The following is a 15,524-nucleotide window of genomic DNA, read 5'->3' as shown; positions in this document are numbered from 1 at the left end:
GACCCCACACACCGTTCATCGGACAGACCCTCGCCCGTCTCCGCATCGCAGATGCTCTCTCGCAGGTGCCCGTCAGAGCGGGAAGGAGGGGATGCTCTCCCTGAGGGGTCCGAGCAGTTTGCCGGGTCGGTCGGTCGCCGTCTCGGCAAGCAGCCTGCCGAACACCGGGGAGAGTTTGAAGCCGAGGCCCGAGAACCCGACGCCGACGACTACGCGATCGTGCGTACGCTGGATGATCGGGCGCGAGGAATCGGTGTACCCCTCGAAGAAGTGAGCGATGCGCGACGGGGTCGGGTTGAAGGCGGTCAGATACTCGCCGAGGATCCTGGGAAACTCGCCGAGTTCGTCCGGGTCGATCAGCGTGTGCGCGGGTTCGGGCGCGCTGGCGAGGTTCTGCTGGCGCAGACCTCCGTATCCGACCTTGAGCGAGGCGCCGTCGAAGGTCGGGGCAGCGTAGTACTGCTGCTGCCCTTCTCTCGAGATTGCTGGCAGTCCGCGCATCGTGCGGGCCGCTTTCGGCAAGAACCAGGCTGAGGTGGGCCTGTGCACGTGAACCAGCCGGCGAAGCTCCGGGAGCAGCTGATGTACCCAAGGCCCCGTTGTAACCACAGCGAGATCGAAGCGGTGCGTCTGGTCGCCGAGGTGGAGGCGCACCTCGTGAGGGGTCGTCTCGAGTGCGGTCACCCGGCTCCATGGATGCAACTGCGCTCCGAACGCTTCTGCCGCGCGAGCCGCCTCGAAGATGGCGGCGTCGGTGCGGATCATGCCTCCGGTGGGGTCGAAGGCGCCGATATCCCCCTCGCGATAGCTCTGGAAGCCGAACTCGTCCTGCAGCTGGGCACGAGTCAGGATGCGGGCGGGAGTGCCTCCGGCCGCAGCCGCTCGGATGATGTGGCTCCGCGAGGCCGCGGCTTCGTCGCCCACTGCGAGATATCCTGCGCGCTTGACGATCGTGCGGCCGCTATCGCCCTCGAGTCTCTCCCAGACCGAGAGAGCGTAGTCGATCAGTTCGGTGTAGTTCTCGTAATCGGTGCCGACCCTCGGGAAGAGACGGTTCTCGCCGCCGGATGCCCCGAAGCCGTGGCCCGGACTGTAGAGGTCGTAGCCGACCGCCTGTACGCCCTCCTGCTGCGAGAGATGCAGCAGCGCCTGACTGCCGATCGCTCCCAGGCCGATGATCGCGATTCTCATGTGAGAAGCCTCTCTGCGCGTGTCCGCCGAGCCGACTGGCGATGGCGGAACAGACTATTCCCTAGTGTAGAACGGCGTGCTGTAATTTGGAACTATACGCTCGAGAATCGCCGCACCCTCGGCCGATATGGGTGAAGAGGTAATCGCCGTGCCACCATGCGGTCCTTAATTGGGAACGCGCTCCCGCATTGACACGGCCGAGTATCTCGCATGAATCCGCCGTTCTTAAGCAACTCTATTCTCCCGGGAAAACATAGTTAAGTCCGCTATATGGAACTGTTACCTTTACTGTGGAACGACGTGTTAGATTAGGGCTGATCGTTTCGGAAACACGGTTCCGCGCGGTCCTCGTAAAACGGATGACGGATCCCTGACGCAATGCCGAGTCGGAGTGTGATGAATGAAGGCCTACGTCCTGAAAAGAGCTGCGCAAGCGTTCGTGGTGCTCTGGCTCGCTTATACGCTGGCCTTCTTCCTGCTCAACATCCTTCCGGGCGATGCGGCCCTCGCCCGTATGGGTGACACGGGCCTTGCCCCTGAGCAGATCGAGCAGATCCGGATCTCACTGGGGCTCGACAAGCCTCTCGCTGTGAGGTACGGCGAGCAGATCGTCTCCCTCCTCCAGGGGGATTTCGGCAGTTCATACCGGGATCGCCAGCCGGTGCTCAAGGTGGTGATGGCCGCGCTCCCGAAGACCTTCGCGATCGCGGTTCCTGCGATCCTGCTCGGCCTTATCGGCGGCGTCGCCCTGGCGATCGTGGCGAACTGGGTGAAGAAGCCGTGGCTGCGCAACTTCTTCAATGCGCTCCCCTCGGTCGGCGTCTCGATCCCGACCTTCTGGATCGGCATCCTCTTCATCATGCTGTTCGCCTTCAAACTGGGCTGGTCGCCCGCCTTCGGCAGTAGCGACTGGCGAACGCTCATCCTGCCCGTCATCGTGCTCGCCATCGAGCCGGCGGCGGTGATCGGTCAAGTGCTCTCGGCATCGCTGGGCCAGGTGATGAGGGGACCCTATGCCTTCGCGGCCCTGTGCCGGGGCAACAGCCGCCTGCGGGTGGTCTTGGTGCACGGTCTGAAGAACGCCTTCATCCCGACCCTCACGATCACCGGCGTGCTCGCCGGGGGCCTACTCACCGGTGCAGTCGTCACGGAGACGGTGTTCAACCGCGCGGGCCTCGGCCGCGTGATCCTCGAGAGCGTGAAGAACGCCGATCTGCCGGTGGTCCAGGGCGTCGTGGTCGTCGCTGCGGTCATCTTCGTCATCGTGAATCTGCTCATCGATCTGAGCTACCCATTGCTCGATCCCCGTATCCGACAGGAGGGAAGGCGTGGCTGAATCGACTCAGGCCGTCCTGATCCGGCAAGACCCCAGGGGTGTCGGCCGCTTCCGGCGAGCCGTCTCGAGCTGGGACATCTGGTTGGCAGGTCTCGTGATCCTGCTCTTCACCGCCTACGCGATCGTTCCGCAGTGGTTCACCGGCTTCGATCCGATCGTCGGAGACACTTCTCGTTCCCTGATGCCTCCGGGACCCGGACAGTGGTTCGGAACCGATGAGCTCGGTCGAGATCTGTACGCGCGCGTGGTCTACGGTTCGCAGGTCTCGCTGCTCGCGGCGGCCTTCTCGGTCAGCGTGAGTCTCGTGGCCGGAGCGTTGCTCGGTCTGTTCGCCGGTACCTTCGGCGGTATCGTCGACACGGTCATCAGCCGGCTGTTCGACGCGGTCATGGCGCTGCCCGGCATTCTGATCACGCTCTCAGTGCTCGCAGGCCTCGGCAACAGCACGGTCGTCGTGGCCCTCGGCGTCGCCCTCGGCTTCATCACCGCCTTCGGGCGCATGATGCGCGCCGAGGTGTTCCGGATCCGCGACCTCACCTTCGTGGAGGCGGCCTACTCCTCGGGAGCGCGCTTGCCCTGGGTCATCTTCCGCCACATCATGCCGAACACGCTGCGACCGCTGATCGCCCTTGCCACGCTGCAGTTCGGCACCGCGCTGCTCTCGATCGGCTCGCTCGGCTACCTGGGTTTCGGCCAGACTCCGCCCGAACCCGAGTGGGGCGCGCTTATCGCCCAGGGGCAGGGATACATCAACAGCGCCTGGTGGGTGGCGGTGCTGCCCGGTCTCCCGTTCATTCTGATCGTGATGGCTGTGAACCGCGTTTCGAAGTCGATCGGAGAACGATGAGCAAGAATCTGCTGAGCATCGCAGGTCTGGACGTCGACTACAGGGTGCGGGAACGGCTGCTGCCCGCGCTGCGCGACTTCGAGATGGATGTCCGCGAGGGCGAGATCGTCGCGATCGTCGGCGAGTCCGGCTCGGGCAAGTCGACGGCGATGAGCACCATGGTCGGCCTGCTGCCCGAGAACGCGCTGCAGCGGGGCAGCATCCTTCTGCAGGGGGAGGAGGTGATCGGGGCCGACGACAAGGTGATGCGCAGGATCCGCGGCCGCAGGGTCGGCTACGTGCCCCAGGATCCGATGACGTCACTCAACCCGACGAAGCGGGTCGCCGCGCAGGTCGCCGAATCGCTGCTGCTGCACAAGCTCTGCACGCGGAGCGAGGCCAAGGCCAAGGTGCATGAGCTGCTGCGGGCCGCGGGTCTCATCGATGTGGAGCGCGTCGCGCTCTCCTTCCCCCACGAACTCTCGGGTGGGATGCGCCAGCGCGTGCTCATCGCAGCGGCATTCGCGGGTGATCCCGACCTGATCATCGCAGACGAACCCACGAGCGCGCTCGACGTCACCGTCTCTCAGCAGATCATGAATCACTTCGAGGGCCTTGTACGGGAGCGGGGCAAGGCCCTCGTGCTCATCACGCACGATCTCGCGCTCGCCACGAACCGCGCCGACCGCACGATCGTGATGCAGCAGGGGCGCATCGTGGAGACGGGCAGATCGTCTGAAGTGCTCGCGAACTCCGAGAACCCTTACACGAAGCTGCTCGCCTCAAAGAACCCGCAGTTCCTCATCGAGGCGATCGCGGAGCAGGAGGACGACGCGCTGGCGGAGGCCGAGGAAGCCGAGCATACGGCGCCGATCGTGCTGAGGGCCGATCGTCTCTTCAAGAATTACCGCGATCGATTCGACAAGAGCAGGCAGGTCGAGGCGGTCAAGGATGTCTCGATTGAGATCCGGGCCGGGCGCACCCTGGCGCTCATCGGCGAGTCCGGATCGGGCAAGACCACAACGGCCCGTCTCTGTCTGCGCCTCGAAGACGTGAGCTCGGGCACCATCGAGTTCCTCGGCGAGGACATCACTCATGCACGGGGACGCCGGCTGCGCGAGGTCCGTCGCGACATCTCGGTCGTGTACCAGAGCCCATTCAGCTCGCTCGATCCGCTCATGTCCATTCAAGACATCATTACGGAACCCCTGACCGTGCACGGCATCGGCAATCGGCTCAGCCGGCAGAAGCGGGCGAGTGAGTTGCTCGACGCGGTCGGACTGCCCGATTCGTTCCTGAAGCGCCGCGTGACCGAGCTCAGCGGCGGCCAGCGTCAGCGCGTCGGCATCGCCCGTGCGCTCGCCTCCTCGCCGAAGCTCGTGGTCTGCGACGAGCCGGTCTCGGCCCTCGACGTCGTCGTACAGGATCAGGTGATGGAACTGCTCGGCGAACTGCAGCGGGAGTTCGGCATGGCCTACCTATTCATCTCGCATGATCTGGCGCTGGTGAGCAACTTCGCCGATGAGGTCGCCATCATCAACCGAGGCGAGATCGTCGAGGCGGGCCCCTCGGCCGCGGTGTTCGCGGCTCCGCGGGATCCGTACACGCGGCGTCTGCTCGACGCGGCGATCAACTTGTAATCTTCCCATCCACACGAGAGGACACACCCGAAATGAAACTCAAGAACAGGCTGATCGCGGGTGGCGCAGTTGCCATCGCCGCGATGCTGGTGCTGGTGGGCTGCTCCGGAGGGTCGAGCGGCGCCGGCGCCGGCGGCACAGGCCGGGACACCATACGCGTCGCCATCGACGCCGACGGCGGCTGTCTCGATCCCGGCACGCTCGACATGCGCGTCACACTGCAGTGGTCGCGCCAGATGGCCGACTCTCTGGTCTACATGGGTCCGGATGGCGTGCCCCGCCCATGGCTCGCCACGGAGTTCGAGGTCAATAAGGACGCCACCGAGTACACATTCAAACTGCGCGACGATGTGACCTTCACCGACGGTTCGAAGCTCGACGCAGAGACCGTCAAGGCGAACTTCGACCGCCTCTTCGAGCTGGGCGCCGATGCCTGGGCGGCTCAAGCCCACCTCGCGGGCTACGAGACGACCGAGGTCGTCGACAAGAGCACCGTCAAGGTGCGCTTCAGCGAGCCCAACGTGGCGTTCTTGTACGGGGTCTCGACGCCGCAGCTCGCGATCTACTCGAAGGAGTCGGTGGCGCTCAAGCCCGCCGAGCGATGCGTCGTCGGAGGCCTGCAGGGTAGCGGACCCTACGTCGTCACGGAGTACGTGCCGATGGAGCGCCTGACCCTCAAGCGCAACGACGACTACGCCTGGGGCGCCGAGGGCTGGGACAACCAGGGCCCCGGCAAGATCAAGACGCTGCAGTTCAACATCATGGACAACGATTCGACCCGCTCGGGCGCCGCGCTCTCGGGCGAGATCGACGTCGTCCACACGGTCACCGAGGCCGACGCCGGCCTGCTCAAGAATGCAGGCTTCCAGAACTCCCCGAAGCCGCTGCCCGCCATCTCGGCGAGCTGGAAGATCAACCTCGGCAGCCCCATCATGAGCGACCAGGCCGTACGCAAGGCGCTGATGATCGGCTTCGACCGCAAGGAGATGCTCGCTACCAAGCCGAACATCTTCAGCCCCGCCACGGGCGTCGAGAACTCCTCGCATCCCTTCCGCATCGACCTCTCCGACCAGCTGGCGTACGATCTCGACGCCGCGTCGAAGATCCTTGACGACGCGGGCTGGAAGATGGGTGCGAACGGCGTGCGCGAGAAGGACGGCAAGCCGCTCGACATCGAGGTCATCGTCTACACCCCGGGCGCCGACACCAACATGGAAAACGTGCAGCAGCAGCTCAAGAAGCTCGGCGTGAACCTGTCGATCTACAAGACCGACTCGAACGGCCTGCGCGAACGCTGGCAAGGTCTCGACTACGACATGTTGATCGACTGGAACACGAGCGCCGATGCGGGCAACCTGGAGAGCTTCTTCGCCTACACCAACGCTCCGGCTGAGATCGACGAGGCCAACACGGCCCAGCTGGGCATGGCCAATCGCGATGAGCGCATCAAGTTCGTGCAGGACTTCCAGAAGCAGATCATCGAGAACGCCTGGATGATCCCGCTCTGGGAGGAGAACACCACGCCGTTCTGGTCGTCGGACGTCACGAAGATGACGTTCGACGTCGCTGGGGTCGCCCTCTACTCCAACGTCGAGATCCAGTAAACCCGACCGCGATCGCCCCGGGGACGGCTTGCGGCCCGGGGCGATCGTCTTCCCTGTTCGAGACGCGGGCCCTTCGGGGGACGGGGGTGGTGCTATGACGGTGCAGACGGTGCTCGGAGAGACCGAGGCGGACCAGTTGGGCGTGACGCTCATGCACGAGCATGTGTGGATCGACCGCTACTCCGTGACCGGGGATTACAATCTCCGCCTGACTGACGTGCCCCTCGTGGTGCGCGAGCTCGCGTCGCTCCGGGAGGCCGGCGGAACGACGCTCTGCGACGTCACGCCGCCCGGTATCGGGCGCGATCCGCTGGTGCTGCAGAGGATCGCGCGCGAAACCGGGCTCAATATCGTCATGGGCGCGGGCTGGTACCTGCAGGAGTTCCATCCCAGAGAGGTCGCCGAGTGGAGTGTCTCGCGGCTGGCCGATGCGCTCGTGCTCGAGATCGAGCAGGGCGTCGGGGAGAGCGGGGTGAAGCCCGGGATCATCGGCGAAATCGCGAGCAGTCTCATGATGAGCCCCGCCGAGGAGCGCGCGCTGCGGGCCGCGGCCCGCGCCCAGCGGAGCACCGGGCTGCCCTTGAGCACCCACGCTTTCGGCTCCCGCGTCTCGCTGCACCAGCTCGAGGTGCTCGGCGAGGAAGACGCAGATCTCTCGAAGTGCATCATCGGACATCTCGACAGCGTGCACGATCCCGAGTTGCACGAGCAGATCGCCCGCAGCGGCGCGTGGGTGCAGTTCGATCTGCTGCGCTGCCAGAACGACTGGGAGACCGGCCTGCGCGCCGATCTGATCGCCGAGGTCTTCCGTCGGGGCTTCGAGGATCGCCTGCTGCTCTCGCAGGACGTCTGCATGAAGTCGCACATGCGGGCCTACGGCGGAACCGGATACGCGGCGATATTCGAACGGCTTGCACCCGAGCTGCGCTTGCGGGGCATCGGAGCCGACGAGCTCCGTCTGCTGCTGGTCGAGAATCCGCGGAGAGTGTTCGCAGATTGATTCCTAAGCCATGCTGAAATGTGGAACGTTAGGCTCGAAAATCGAGCGACAGGCCCCAGATCATCAAGCAACAGCACGAACTTTTTTGACAGAAGCGGCTTGTAAAGTGGTACAACGTATCATATTCTGATACTTTTGGAGTGCATCAGGGAGACGGACGGTGGTTTCAAGATGAGCAGACGCATCGCAGTGATCGGCCTCGGGGCCATCGGGGCACAGGCGTTATGGCAGCTCTCGCGCCACGAGGGCGTCGAGGTCGACGGCTACGAGATGCACTCGGTGGGCCACGGCCTCGGCGCGTCGGGCGGCGACGGCCGCGTGTTCCGCACCATCCAGTACGAGGACCCCGCCTACGTACCCCTCATCCAGCGCGCCGAGGAGATCTGGCAGAGGCTCGAGGCGGAGACCCGCCAGCAGCTGCGCGTCATCACCGGCGCGCTCGCCGTCGGCACCGCGGGATGCGGGCAGGTCGTCCGCTCGATCGAGGGTATCGAGCGCTACGGACTGCGGGTCGATCAGCTCACCCCCTCGCAGCTGCGCGAGCGCTACCCTCAGATGGTGTTCCACGACGACGACGTCGGCCTCTACGATCACGACGGCGGCCTGATCAGGCCCGAGCTCACGATCCTGAGCACAGTCACCGCTGCCGCAGCTCGAGGCGCCTCCGTGTTCGAGGGCACGAGGGTGCTCGGTGTCGACGAGATCGGCGACACCGTCGCCGTGCGCACCGACCGGGGCGCACGCGAGTACGACGAGGTCGTCGTGTCGACAGGTGCTTGGGCTCCGCAGCTCGCGACGGCGGTCGGCAGCGGCGTCGTGCAGCCCCGCAAGGTGACATCGGCCTGGTTCTTCCCGCGAGAGTTCGGAGCGCTCGAGGGCCTGCCCCCGTTCGTGCGCTTCGAGCCCGAGCAGTTCTACGGGGTCCCCTCTCAAGACGGCATCTCGATCAAGCTGGGTCTTTCGGGCGTCCACCACCTCGATGTGCCGACGCCCGACGAGGCCGACTACGTCGTGCGAGAGGAGAACTTCGCGGGCTTCAGGCGCCGGCTCGCCGAGTACTTCCCCTCGCTGCAACCCCAGCCGTTCCGGCTCGAGACCTACTTCGAGGGGTACACGCCCGATGCGCGCCCCGTGGTGCAGAAGGCCTCCGCCGGCTCGCACGTCACCTATGCCGTCGGCTTCTCGGGGCACGGATTCAAGCTCGCTCCCGCCTATGGGCAGATCGTGGCCGATCTCGCGCTCGACGCGCCTGACGACCCCGACACCGCCTTTCTGCGGCGCGAACGCGAGACCGCCTGAGCGGCGGCGAGACCCCGGCCCGATCGGCCAAGGACGGTGCGGCGGATGATGCCGCACCGGCAACGAGTGCACAACAACACAGACAGTGAGGAACAGTCGATGACCGAAACAGAGACCTGGAAGCAGCAGCCGGTGAAGGTGCCGGCCGCCACCGACGAGCCGCAGACCGAGAACTTCGGCCTCGGCGGCACCGTGGTCGCCCCCGGCAGCGTCGCCGACGGCCGCATCGTGCTCGGCACCGATGTGCACGGCCTCGAGGCGGGCTTCGACTTCCGAGTCTTCCACGGCCGCTTCAAAGGCCCCCGCATCGTGGTGCAGGGCGGTGTGCACGGCGACGAGTACGACGGTCAGCAGGCCGTACGGAGCCTCTTCGCCCACCTCGATCCCGAGCAGATGCACGGCACGGTCATCGCGATCCCGTGCCTGAGCGAGACCGCATTCGTCGCGGATGCGCGCGAGAGCGGCGTCGACGGCTGCAACTTCAACCGCATCTTCCCCGGCTCCCCGACCGGCACCTTCTCGAACAGGCTCGCAGATCTCTACATCCGCGAGATCATCCCCGCCGCCGACGCGATGGTCGATATCCACACCGGCGGTGCTTACGGCCAGATCGCCCCCCTCGCCGTCGTGCAGGGCGGCTTCGAGGAGCTCGCGCAGCCGCTCGGTATCGCGGCCGGCAACGAGATCCTCTGGAAGGGAGGAGCCTGGGGCGGCACCTCCCGCATCGCCTTCCTCGAGGCGGGCAAGCCCGCGGTGACACTCGAGTACGGGGGTGGGACCTACCGCCGCGAAATGGTCCAGCACCACCTGGGCAGCCTGCTCAACATTCTGCGCTACACGGGCGTGCTCGAGGGGGAGGCCGAGCTGCGCGGCAGCTACCGCCGAGTCGACGCCACCTTCGCACCTTCGGCCGCCGGCGGCTTCTACGTGGCCCACGCCGAGCCCGGCGACGAGGTGACGGGGGGCGCGCTGCTCGCCGAGGTCGTCGACCACCTCGGCAACGTGCGCGGTGAGGTCACCGCGCCGAACGACGGTATCGTCGTCTGGATCCGCCGCCGCTGCGCGACGAACATCGGCGATGAGTCGATTATCTTCGGCACGGTGCTCGCCGAGGTCGTCGTCGAGTAGTGTTCCGCGGTGCTCCTGCCGATGCGCGGGGCGGGCCGGAGCTCGCTCCGCGCTCAGCGCTCTGCTCGGCCGGCCCCGGGGCCGGAGCGCCGGACGAAGAGCCAGACCGCAAGCGCGAGCACGGCGGGCAGCACTCCCGCGGCGATCATCACGGGACGCACTCCGAAGCCCGCGATGAGCGCTCCGATGACGAGGTTGCCGAGTGCCATGCCTCCGTTCATCATTATGCCGTAGAACGACATGACTCGGCCCAGCATGAGCGGATGCGTGCGCAGCTGCACGAAGGAGTTCGCGGCGGTCGTGGTGAACAGGCTCGTGGCGCCGCGGATGAACAGCGTCGCGCTGAAGAGGGCGAGCGCGTAGACCAGGCCCATGATCGCCTGGCTCACGCCGAGCGCCACGGTGAAGAGCAGGATCATCGCGAGCGTCGGCGCCGGTCGCTTCGCGCTCAGCACCGCGCCGGCGAGGGCGCCGACCGCCATGATCGAGGTGAGCATGCCGTAGCCGGCGGCGCCGATGCGGAATTCCTGCTCCGCGTACGCGGTGAGGAACACCGGGGTCGCGTAGACGCAGATCGAGATGATGAGGATGAGGAGCAGCACGATCGTGAGGGTCGGCTTGCGCGCCACGTAGCGCAGCCCCTCCGAGACCGTCGTGCGGTCCCCGGGCGGGCGGTGGCGGATCGTGAGCCGGGACCGGTCGACCCGCAGCAGCAGGAGCATCGAGATCGCCACGACGAGCAGGTTGACCGCCCAGGACCAGGCGGTGCCCAGCTGCGCGAGCAGCAGGCCCCCGAGTGCCGGCCCGATCACCTGGCCGGCCTGGAAGGCGGAGGAGGTGAGCGAGATGGCCGCGGGGATCGCGCGCGCGCTCACCATCTCGCCGATGATGCCCTGCGAGGCCGGCAGATGGAAGGCCTGGACGACGCCGATGAGCGCCCCGAAGAGGTAGATGGCGACGAGGTCGAGCGACTGCGCGAAGGCGATCACGAGGACCGCAACCGCGAGGGCGAGGTAGCCCAGCTGGCAGGCCAGCAGCGTGCGTCGCTTGCTCCATCGATCGGCGACCACCCCTCCCGGCAGGCCGAGCAGCAGCATGGGCAGATACTGCGTCGCCACGGCGAGGCCCACATGGGTCAGGTCGCCCGAGACCTCGAGCACCGACCAGGCCAGCATGATCCGCTGCATCGACAGCGAGGTGACGAGCACCCCGTAGGCGCTCACGAAGCGGCGGAAGTTCGGCACTCTCAGCACGCCGAAGGCCTCGCCCCAGCTCGGACGCCCCGAAGGCGCAGGGATCGACCCGGTAGTGGGCGGCACGGATTCGTGGGACATGGTCACTTCCTGTCGGGACACCGCCATCGTATTGAGCCGGTCGATTCAATAGTCGGTATTGGGATTTCCAATAGCTCCGGGGGTGGACATGGTTGACCCGAAGGTACTGCGCTCGTTCCTCGCCGTCTGCGAGTTGCGCAGCTTCTCGCAGGCCGCAAGGCTGCGAGACATGAGCCAGCCGACCATCACCCAGCATGTGCAGCGGCTCGAGGCGATGGCCGGTGCCCCGCTCTTCGTGCGCGGGGGACGCAAGATCACGCTCACGAGCACGGGGGAGTCTCTGCGCTCGCTCGCGGCTCGGTTCGAGGAGGCGCACCAGGACATCCTGCGCTTCCTCGGCGCCGAGCGCCGGCTGGGGCGCATCCGCTTCGGCGCGGCCGAGGACTTCGCCTCGACCCAACTCCCCATGATGCTGCGGGCCTTCACGAGCGCGCACCCCGATGTGGTGTTCTCGCTCTCGGTGCAGGAGTACCTCCCCCTGATCGATGCGCTGAGGCGCGAGGAGCTCGATCTCGCCCTCGTGAAGCAATTCGATGCGCACCTCATGCCCGCCTTCCATCGCACCGTCGTGGCGCCGGATCGCCTGGTCTGGGTCGCCGACCGGGGCGTCGAACCCGGGCCCGATGACCCCGTGCCGCTGGTCACCTACCGTGCGCCGAGCATGACGAGGGATCGCGTGTTCGGCGCGCTCGCCGAGGCGGATCGGGGGTGGCGCGCGGCCTGCGAGTGCCAAGGGTCGAACGGCATCATCGCGGCGATCCGCGCTGGGCTGGGTATCGGAGCGCTGCCGCTCTCGCTCGTGCCGCGCGACCTGACGGTCTGCTCACCGGCGGCCGACCTGCCCGAGCTCGGCGGCGTCAACTTCGTGCTGCTGCGCCGGCCCGAGCTGCACGAGGACGACGCCAAGGCCGTGCAGGCGCTGGCCGACGCGATCGCGCGATCCGTTCTGCGAAGCACCTACTGAGTTGAAGCCTGCAAATGATCCAAGACAATCCACGAAAGGAAACCAGGATGGCCAACCATCAGGAGTTCGTGCACCTCACGCGGCCGCTGCTCGACGGCAGCGGGGTGGCCTGCGAGATCAGGGCGGGCATGCCTCGACTCGATGCGAACGACCTCGGCGTAACGCGGGGGTTCGGTGCGTTCGAGGTCGTACACGGCAAGGGCCGCTCGCTGCTCGCGCTCGAAGCGCACCTGGCAAGGTTCGAGCGCTCCCTCTCGCAGCTCGGCCTGCCCGCCCTCGCCCTCGATGCATGGCGCCTCGCGACCGCGCGGGTCGTCGATGAGAGCGGCGCGGTCGACGAGGAGTTCGCGCTGCGCTACGTCGTGACCGCCGGCGCCGAGGGCGTGCCCGCCTCGGGCTGGATCAGGCGCTACGCGTCCCCCGCCGAGCTGACCGAGCGGCGCCTGTATCCGCGCAGCGCGATGGTCCTCAACCGCGGTACCGCGCTCGGCGAGTCCACCGAGCTGCCTTGGCTGCTGCACGGGGTCAAGAGCCTCTCGTACGCGGGCAATCTGCTCGGCGAGCGCATCGCGACCGAGGCCGGCTGCGACGACGCGATCTACGCTACGCGAGACGGCTACCTGCTCGAGGGCACGACCGCCGCGCTTCTCTGGCAGCGAGACGGCGTACTCTACACCACCGACTATGCGCACGGCGTGCTACCGGGCACGACCCAGCAGGCCGTGTTCGAGGCCGCGCCGACCCTCGGTCTCGGTACCGAGTTCGGTGCGCTGACCCTCTCCGAGCTCGGCTCGATCGAGGGGGCCTGGCTCATGTCGGCCATGCGCCTCGCGACCGCCATCGGATCGATCGACGGGCGGGCGATCTCGGTCGACATGGAGCTCACCGCTCGCCTCAACGAGTCCCTCTTCGCCTCCATGCGTGAGACGTCGTGAAACTCGCGATTTCGCGTGTCACGAGGGCGTCGCGGCTCGCCTATGCTGTTGGGAACGGGTTTCGAACGGGAGTACGCCTTGCGCCCTCTGACGCACGATGGAGCATTCGCGCACGACGATGTCGCGCGGGTCGATCGAGCGATCGCGTCTTCACACCGCAGAGACTCGGCTCAGATCTCTCCACCGTTCGCGAAGAAAGCCTAAAGCCATGACTGAGAACCGTAACCAGTCGACGTCGCAGATGTCGAGTGCGCTGCGCACCTTCACAATCCTCGAGGAGGTCGCGCGACAGCAGCCCGTCTCGCTGAGCGAACTCGTGCAGATCTTCAGCTACTCGAAGTCCACCGTGCAGCGTACTCTCACGACGCTTGAAGCCGCGGGCTGGATCATGCGCAGCAACGGCGACTCGACCCGCTGGGAGATCTCCCCCCGCTCGCTCATCGTTCGCCCGCGTTCGCTCGACGGCGGCGAGTTGCTGGCGCGCGCGCAGGAGCCGATGACCTGGCTCAGGGATCAGGTCAACGAGACGATTCACCTCTCGGTCGTCGACACGCTCGAATCGATGGTGCTGATCTTCAGGGTCGACTGCGATCAGGTCGTGCGCACCTTCTCGCCGATCGGTGACATCTCGCCCATCCACGCGACCTCGACGGGCAAGGCGCTACTCGCCTACCTGCCGCAGGAACAGCTCGAGACGGTGCTGGCGAGGCAGCACGAGCAGTACACGAATTTCACCGTGACCGAGCGCGACCAGCTGCTGCAGCAGCTCACGGAGGTGCGCCGGCTCGGCTACGCGATCAACGATCGCGAGTACCGCTCCGCGGTGTCGGCGATCGGAGCGCCGATCTTCGACGCACAGGGCACGCCGATCGCGAGCATCTGCATCTCGATGCCGAGCTCACGCTTCACGCGGGACATCGGCCGAGAGTTCGGCAAGCTCGTGCGCGAGGCCGCCGACCGCATCAGCGTCAGCGTGTAGCCCCGCGTCGGCGACGATGTCGTCGACGCGCTGCTGGCGGCGAGCGATGCGCCAGCGCCTCGAGCCGTCGGATTCGGTCCCGACCGTGTAGACGGCCGGCCGCGGCAGGGCGTTGTAGGAGTAGTGGGTCGAGAAGTAGTAGCCGCCCGTGTCGGGGATCGCCACGGCGTCGCCGGCCTCGACCGGCGGCAGCAAGCGGTTCTGCGCGATCAGATCGCCCGCGAAGCAGGCCGGTCCCGCGATGTCGTGCGGCGCTGGATCGCCGGATTTCGGTTCGCCGAGGGCGTCGAAGACCTCGACTCGCAGCGGCCAGGACTCGGGCGCGAAGACCGTGCGGGTCGCGACCTGCACGCCCACGTGGGTGATCGCTATTCTGCGCCCGCCCGTCTGCTTGGCGTACTCGACGAGCCCGATGAGCGTGCCGCTCTTGGCGGTGAGCGCGCGGCCGAACTCGGTAGTGAGTGCGTAGCGGCCCGAGAAGACGCCGGGGGCGGCGCGCTCGATCGCCTCGCGATGCTCGGCGAACGAGGGCGTGATCCTGTCGTCCGCGAAGTTCACGGGCAGCCCGCCTCCGATGTCGAGGTGAGTGACGCGGCGCTCTCCGGCACGGGCATTGATCTCCTCGGCCAGCTCCCAGACGAGGCGCACGCCTTGCGCTGCGTGCTCGAGCGAGATCCCCTGCGAGCCGGAGTGCACGTGCAGCTGGTTGAGCCAGGGGCGGTGGAGATAGGCGCCGACGACGCGCTCCCGGTCATCGGCGAGCCCCACCCCGAACTTCGAGTGCCGCGTCGCCGTGCTCATGGCGCCGATCTCGCCGGCGCCGGTCTGCGGGTTGATGCGCAGCCCGAGCACAGCCGAGCGGCTCGCGCCCTCGCGCACGAGCGCATCGATGCGCTCGAGCTCGTCGAAGTTGTCGGCGTTGACCGCTACGCCGAGCTCGAGGGCGCGACGCAGATCGCTGCGAGTCTTGGCCGGCGAGTCGAAGACGATGTGCTCGGGAGCGAAGCCCGCTCGCAGGGCGAGGGAGAGCTCGCCGGCCGTCGCCACCTCGCAGCCGAGGCCGAGTTCGGCGAACTCGCGCAGCACCGGCAGCAACGTCACGGACTTCGCGGCGACGGCGTGCAGCGTCGGAGCCGGCGAGCGGTACGTCCGCTGCAGCTCCGACGCGCACTCGCGCAGGGTGTCGAGGTCGATCACGCCGCACAGCGGCGCGTCGTCGTTGAGCAGCCCGCTGCGCATCAGCCGCCGCACGGCATCGTGCCTGCGCTCGCGGATATCGGACACCATC

At 66.9% G+C, this 15,524-nt stretch carries 13 protein-coding genes; 10 read left to right on the top strand and 3 right to left on the bottom strand.

Annotated elements, in window-relative coordinates:
• Positions 1–72: 72 nt before the first annotated feature.
• Positions 73–1,191 carry an FAD-dependent oxidoreductase gene (locus D1J51_RS06115; protein WP_119074299.1) on the bottom strand — a complete coding sequence of 373 codons (1,119 nt, stop codon included), beginning with the start codon at positions 1,189–1,191 and terminating at the stop codon, positions 73–75.
• A gap of 400 nt (positions 1,192–1,591) precedes the next feature.
• Between D1J51_RS06115 and D1J51_RS06110 the strand changes: the two genes are divergently transcribed.
• The 7 genes from D1J51_RS06110 to D1J51_RS06080 all read left to right on the top strand — a co-directional run bounded on the left by D1J51_RS06110 (position 1,592) and on the right by D1J51_RS06080 (position 10,024).
• The gene (locus D1J51_RS06110) at positions 1,592–2,527 is read left to right on the top strand and encodes an ABC transporter permease (protein WP_119074298.1); all 936 of its coding nucleotides are present in this window, start codon (positions 1,592–1,594) and stop codon (positions 2,525–2,527) included.
• Positions 2,520–3,374 (top strand): ABC transporter permease, encoded by an 855-nt coding sequence (locus tag D1J51_RS06105; RefSeq protein WP_119074297.1) that lies wholly within the window; start codon positions 2,520–2,522, stop codon positions 3,372–3,374. The genes D1J51_RS06110 and D1J51_RS06105 overlap by 8 nt, the downstream gene beginning before the upstream one ends.
• Complete coding sequence (locus D1J51_RS06100; protein WP_119074296.1) at positions 3,371–4,993, top strand: dipeptide ABC transporter ATP-binding protein; 1,623 nt, start codon at positions 3,371–3,373, stop codon at positions 4,991–4,993. The genes D1J51_RS06105 and D1J51_RS06100 overlap by 4 nt, the downstream gene beginning before the upstream one ends.
• A 32-nt stretch (positions 4,994–5,025) precedes the next feature.
• Positions 5,026–6,597: an ABC transporter substrate-binding protein gene (locus D1J51_RS06095; protein WP_119074295.1), complete on the top strand. Its 1,572-nt coding sequence runs from the start codon at positions 5,026–5,028 to the stop codon at positions 6,595–6,597.
• Between the two features lie 94 nt (positions 6,598–6,691).
• Entirely contained in the window at positions 6,692–7,597 is a 906-nt protein-coding gene (locus tag D1J51_RS06090; protein WP_119074294.1) for a phosphotriesterase family protein, read from the top strand.
• A gap of 171 nt (positions 7,598–7,768) precedes the next feature.
• On the top strand, positions 7,769–8,896 hold the full coding sequence (gene solA, locus D1J51_RS06085) for an N-methyl-L-tryptophan oxidase (RefSeq protein ID WP_119074293.1): 1,128 nt from the start codon (positions 7,769–7,771) through the stop codon (positions 8,894–8,896).
• A 99-nt stretch (positions 8,897–8,995) separates the two neighbouring features.
• Complete coding sequence (locus tag D1J51_RS06080; RefSeq protein ID WP_119074292.1) at positions 8,996–10,024, top strand: succinylglutamate desuccinylase/aspartoacylase family protein; 1,029 nt, start codon at positions 8,996–8,998, stop codon at positions 10,022–10,024.
• A 53-nt stretch (positions 10,025–10,077) separates the two neighbouring features.
• Here D1J51_RS06080 and D1J51_RS06075 read toward each other — a convergent pair whose 3' ends face one another.
• Positions 10,078–11,358 (bottom strand): MFS transporter, encoded by a 1,281-nt coding sequence (locus D1J51_RS06075; protein ID WP_162903684.1) that lies wholly within the window; start codon positions 11,356–11,358, stop codon positions 10,078–10,080.
• An 88-nt stretch (positions 11,359–11,446) separates the two neighbouring features.
• Here D1J51_RS06075 and D1J51_RS06070 point away from each other — a divergent pair, with 88 nt between their 5' ends.
• The 3 genes from D1J51_RS06070 (at position 11,447) to D1J51_RS06060 (ending at position 14,236) form a co-directional block, all read left to right on the top strand.
• Positions 11,447–12,322: a LysR family transcriptional regulator gene (locus tag D1J51_RS06070; protein ID WP_119074290.1), complete on the top strand. Its 876-nt coding sequence runs from the start codon at positions 11,447–11,449 to the stop codon at positions 12,320–12,322.
• A gap of 47 nt (positions 12,323–12,369) precedes the next feature.
• The gene (locus D1J51_RS06065) at positions 12,370–13,257 is read left to right on the top strand and encodes an aminotransferase class IV (RefSeq protein WP_162903683.1); all 888 of its coding nucleotides are present in this window, start codon (positions 12,370–12,372) and stop codon (positions 13,255–13,257) included.
• Positions 13,258–13,465: 208 nt separating this feature from the next.
• On the top strand, positions 13,466–14,236 hold the full coding sequence (locus D1J51_RS06060) for an IclR family transcriptional regulator (protein WP_205547749.1): 771 nt from the start codon (positions 13,466–13,468) through the stop codon (positions 14,234–14,236).
• Here the strand turns inward: D1J51_RS06060 and D1J51_RS06055 are convergent.
• Positions 14,156–15,523, bottom strand: a complete 1,368-nt coding sequence (locus D1J51_RS06055; protein WP_119074287.1) for a type III PLP-dependent enzyme domain-containing protein — start codon at positions 15,521–15,523, stop codon at positions 14,156–14,158. The two genes, D1J51_RS06060 and D1J51_RS06055, sit on opposite strands and share 81 nt — an antisense overlap.
• Position 15,524 lies beyond the last annotated feature (1 nt).

It is taken from the genome of Leucobacter sp. wl10 (assembly GCF_003569785.1).
Classification (GTDB): domain Bacteria; phylum Actinomycetota; class Actinomycetes; order Actinomycetales; family Microbacteriaceae; genus Leucobacter.
Note: the sequence above shows the minus strand (reverse complement) of the source record. Positions and strands in the feature narration are given on the sequence as shown.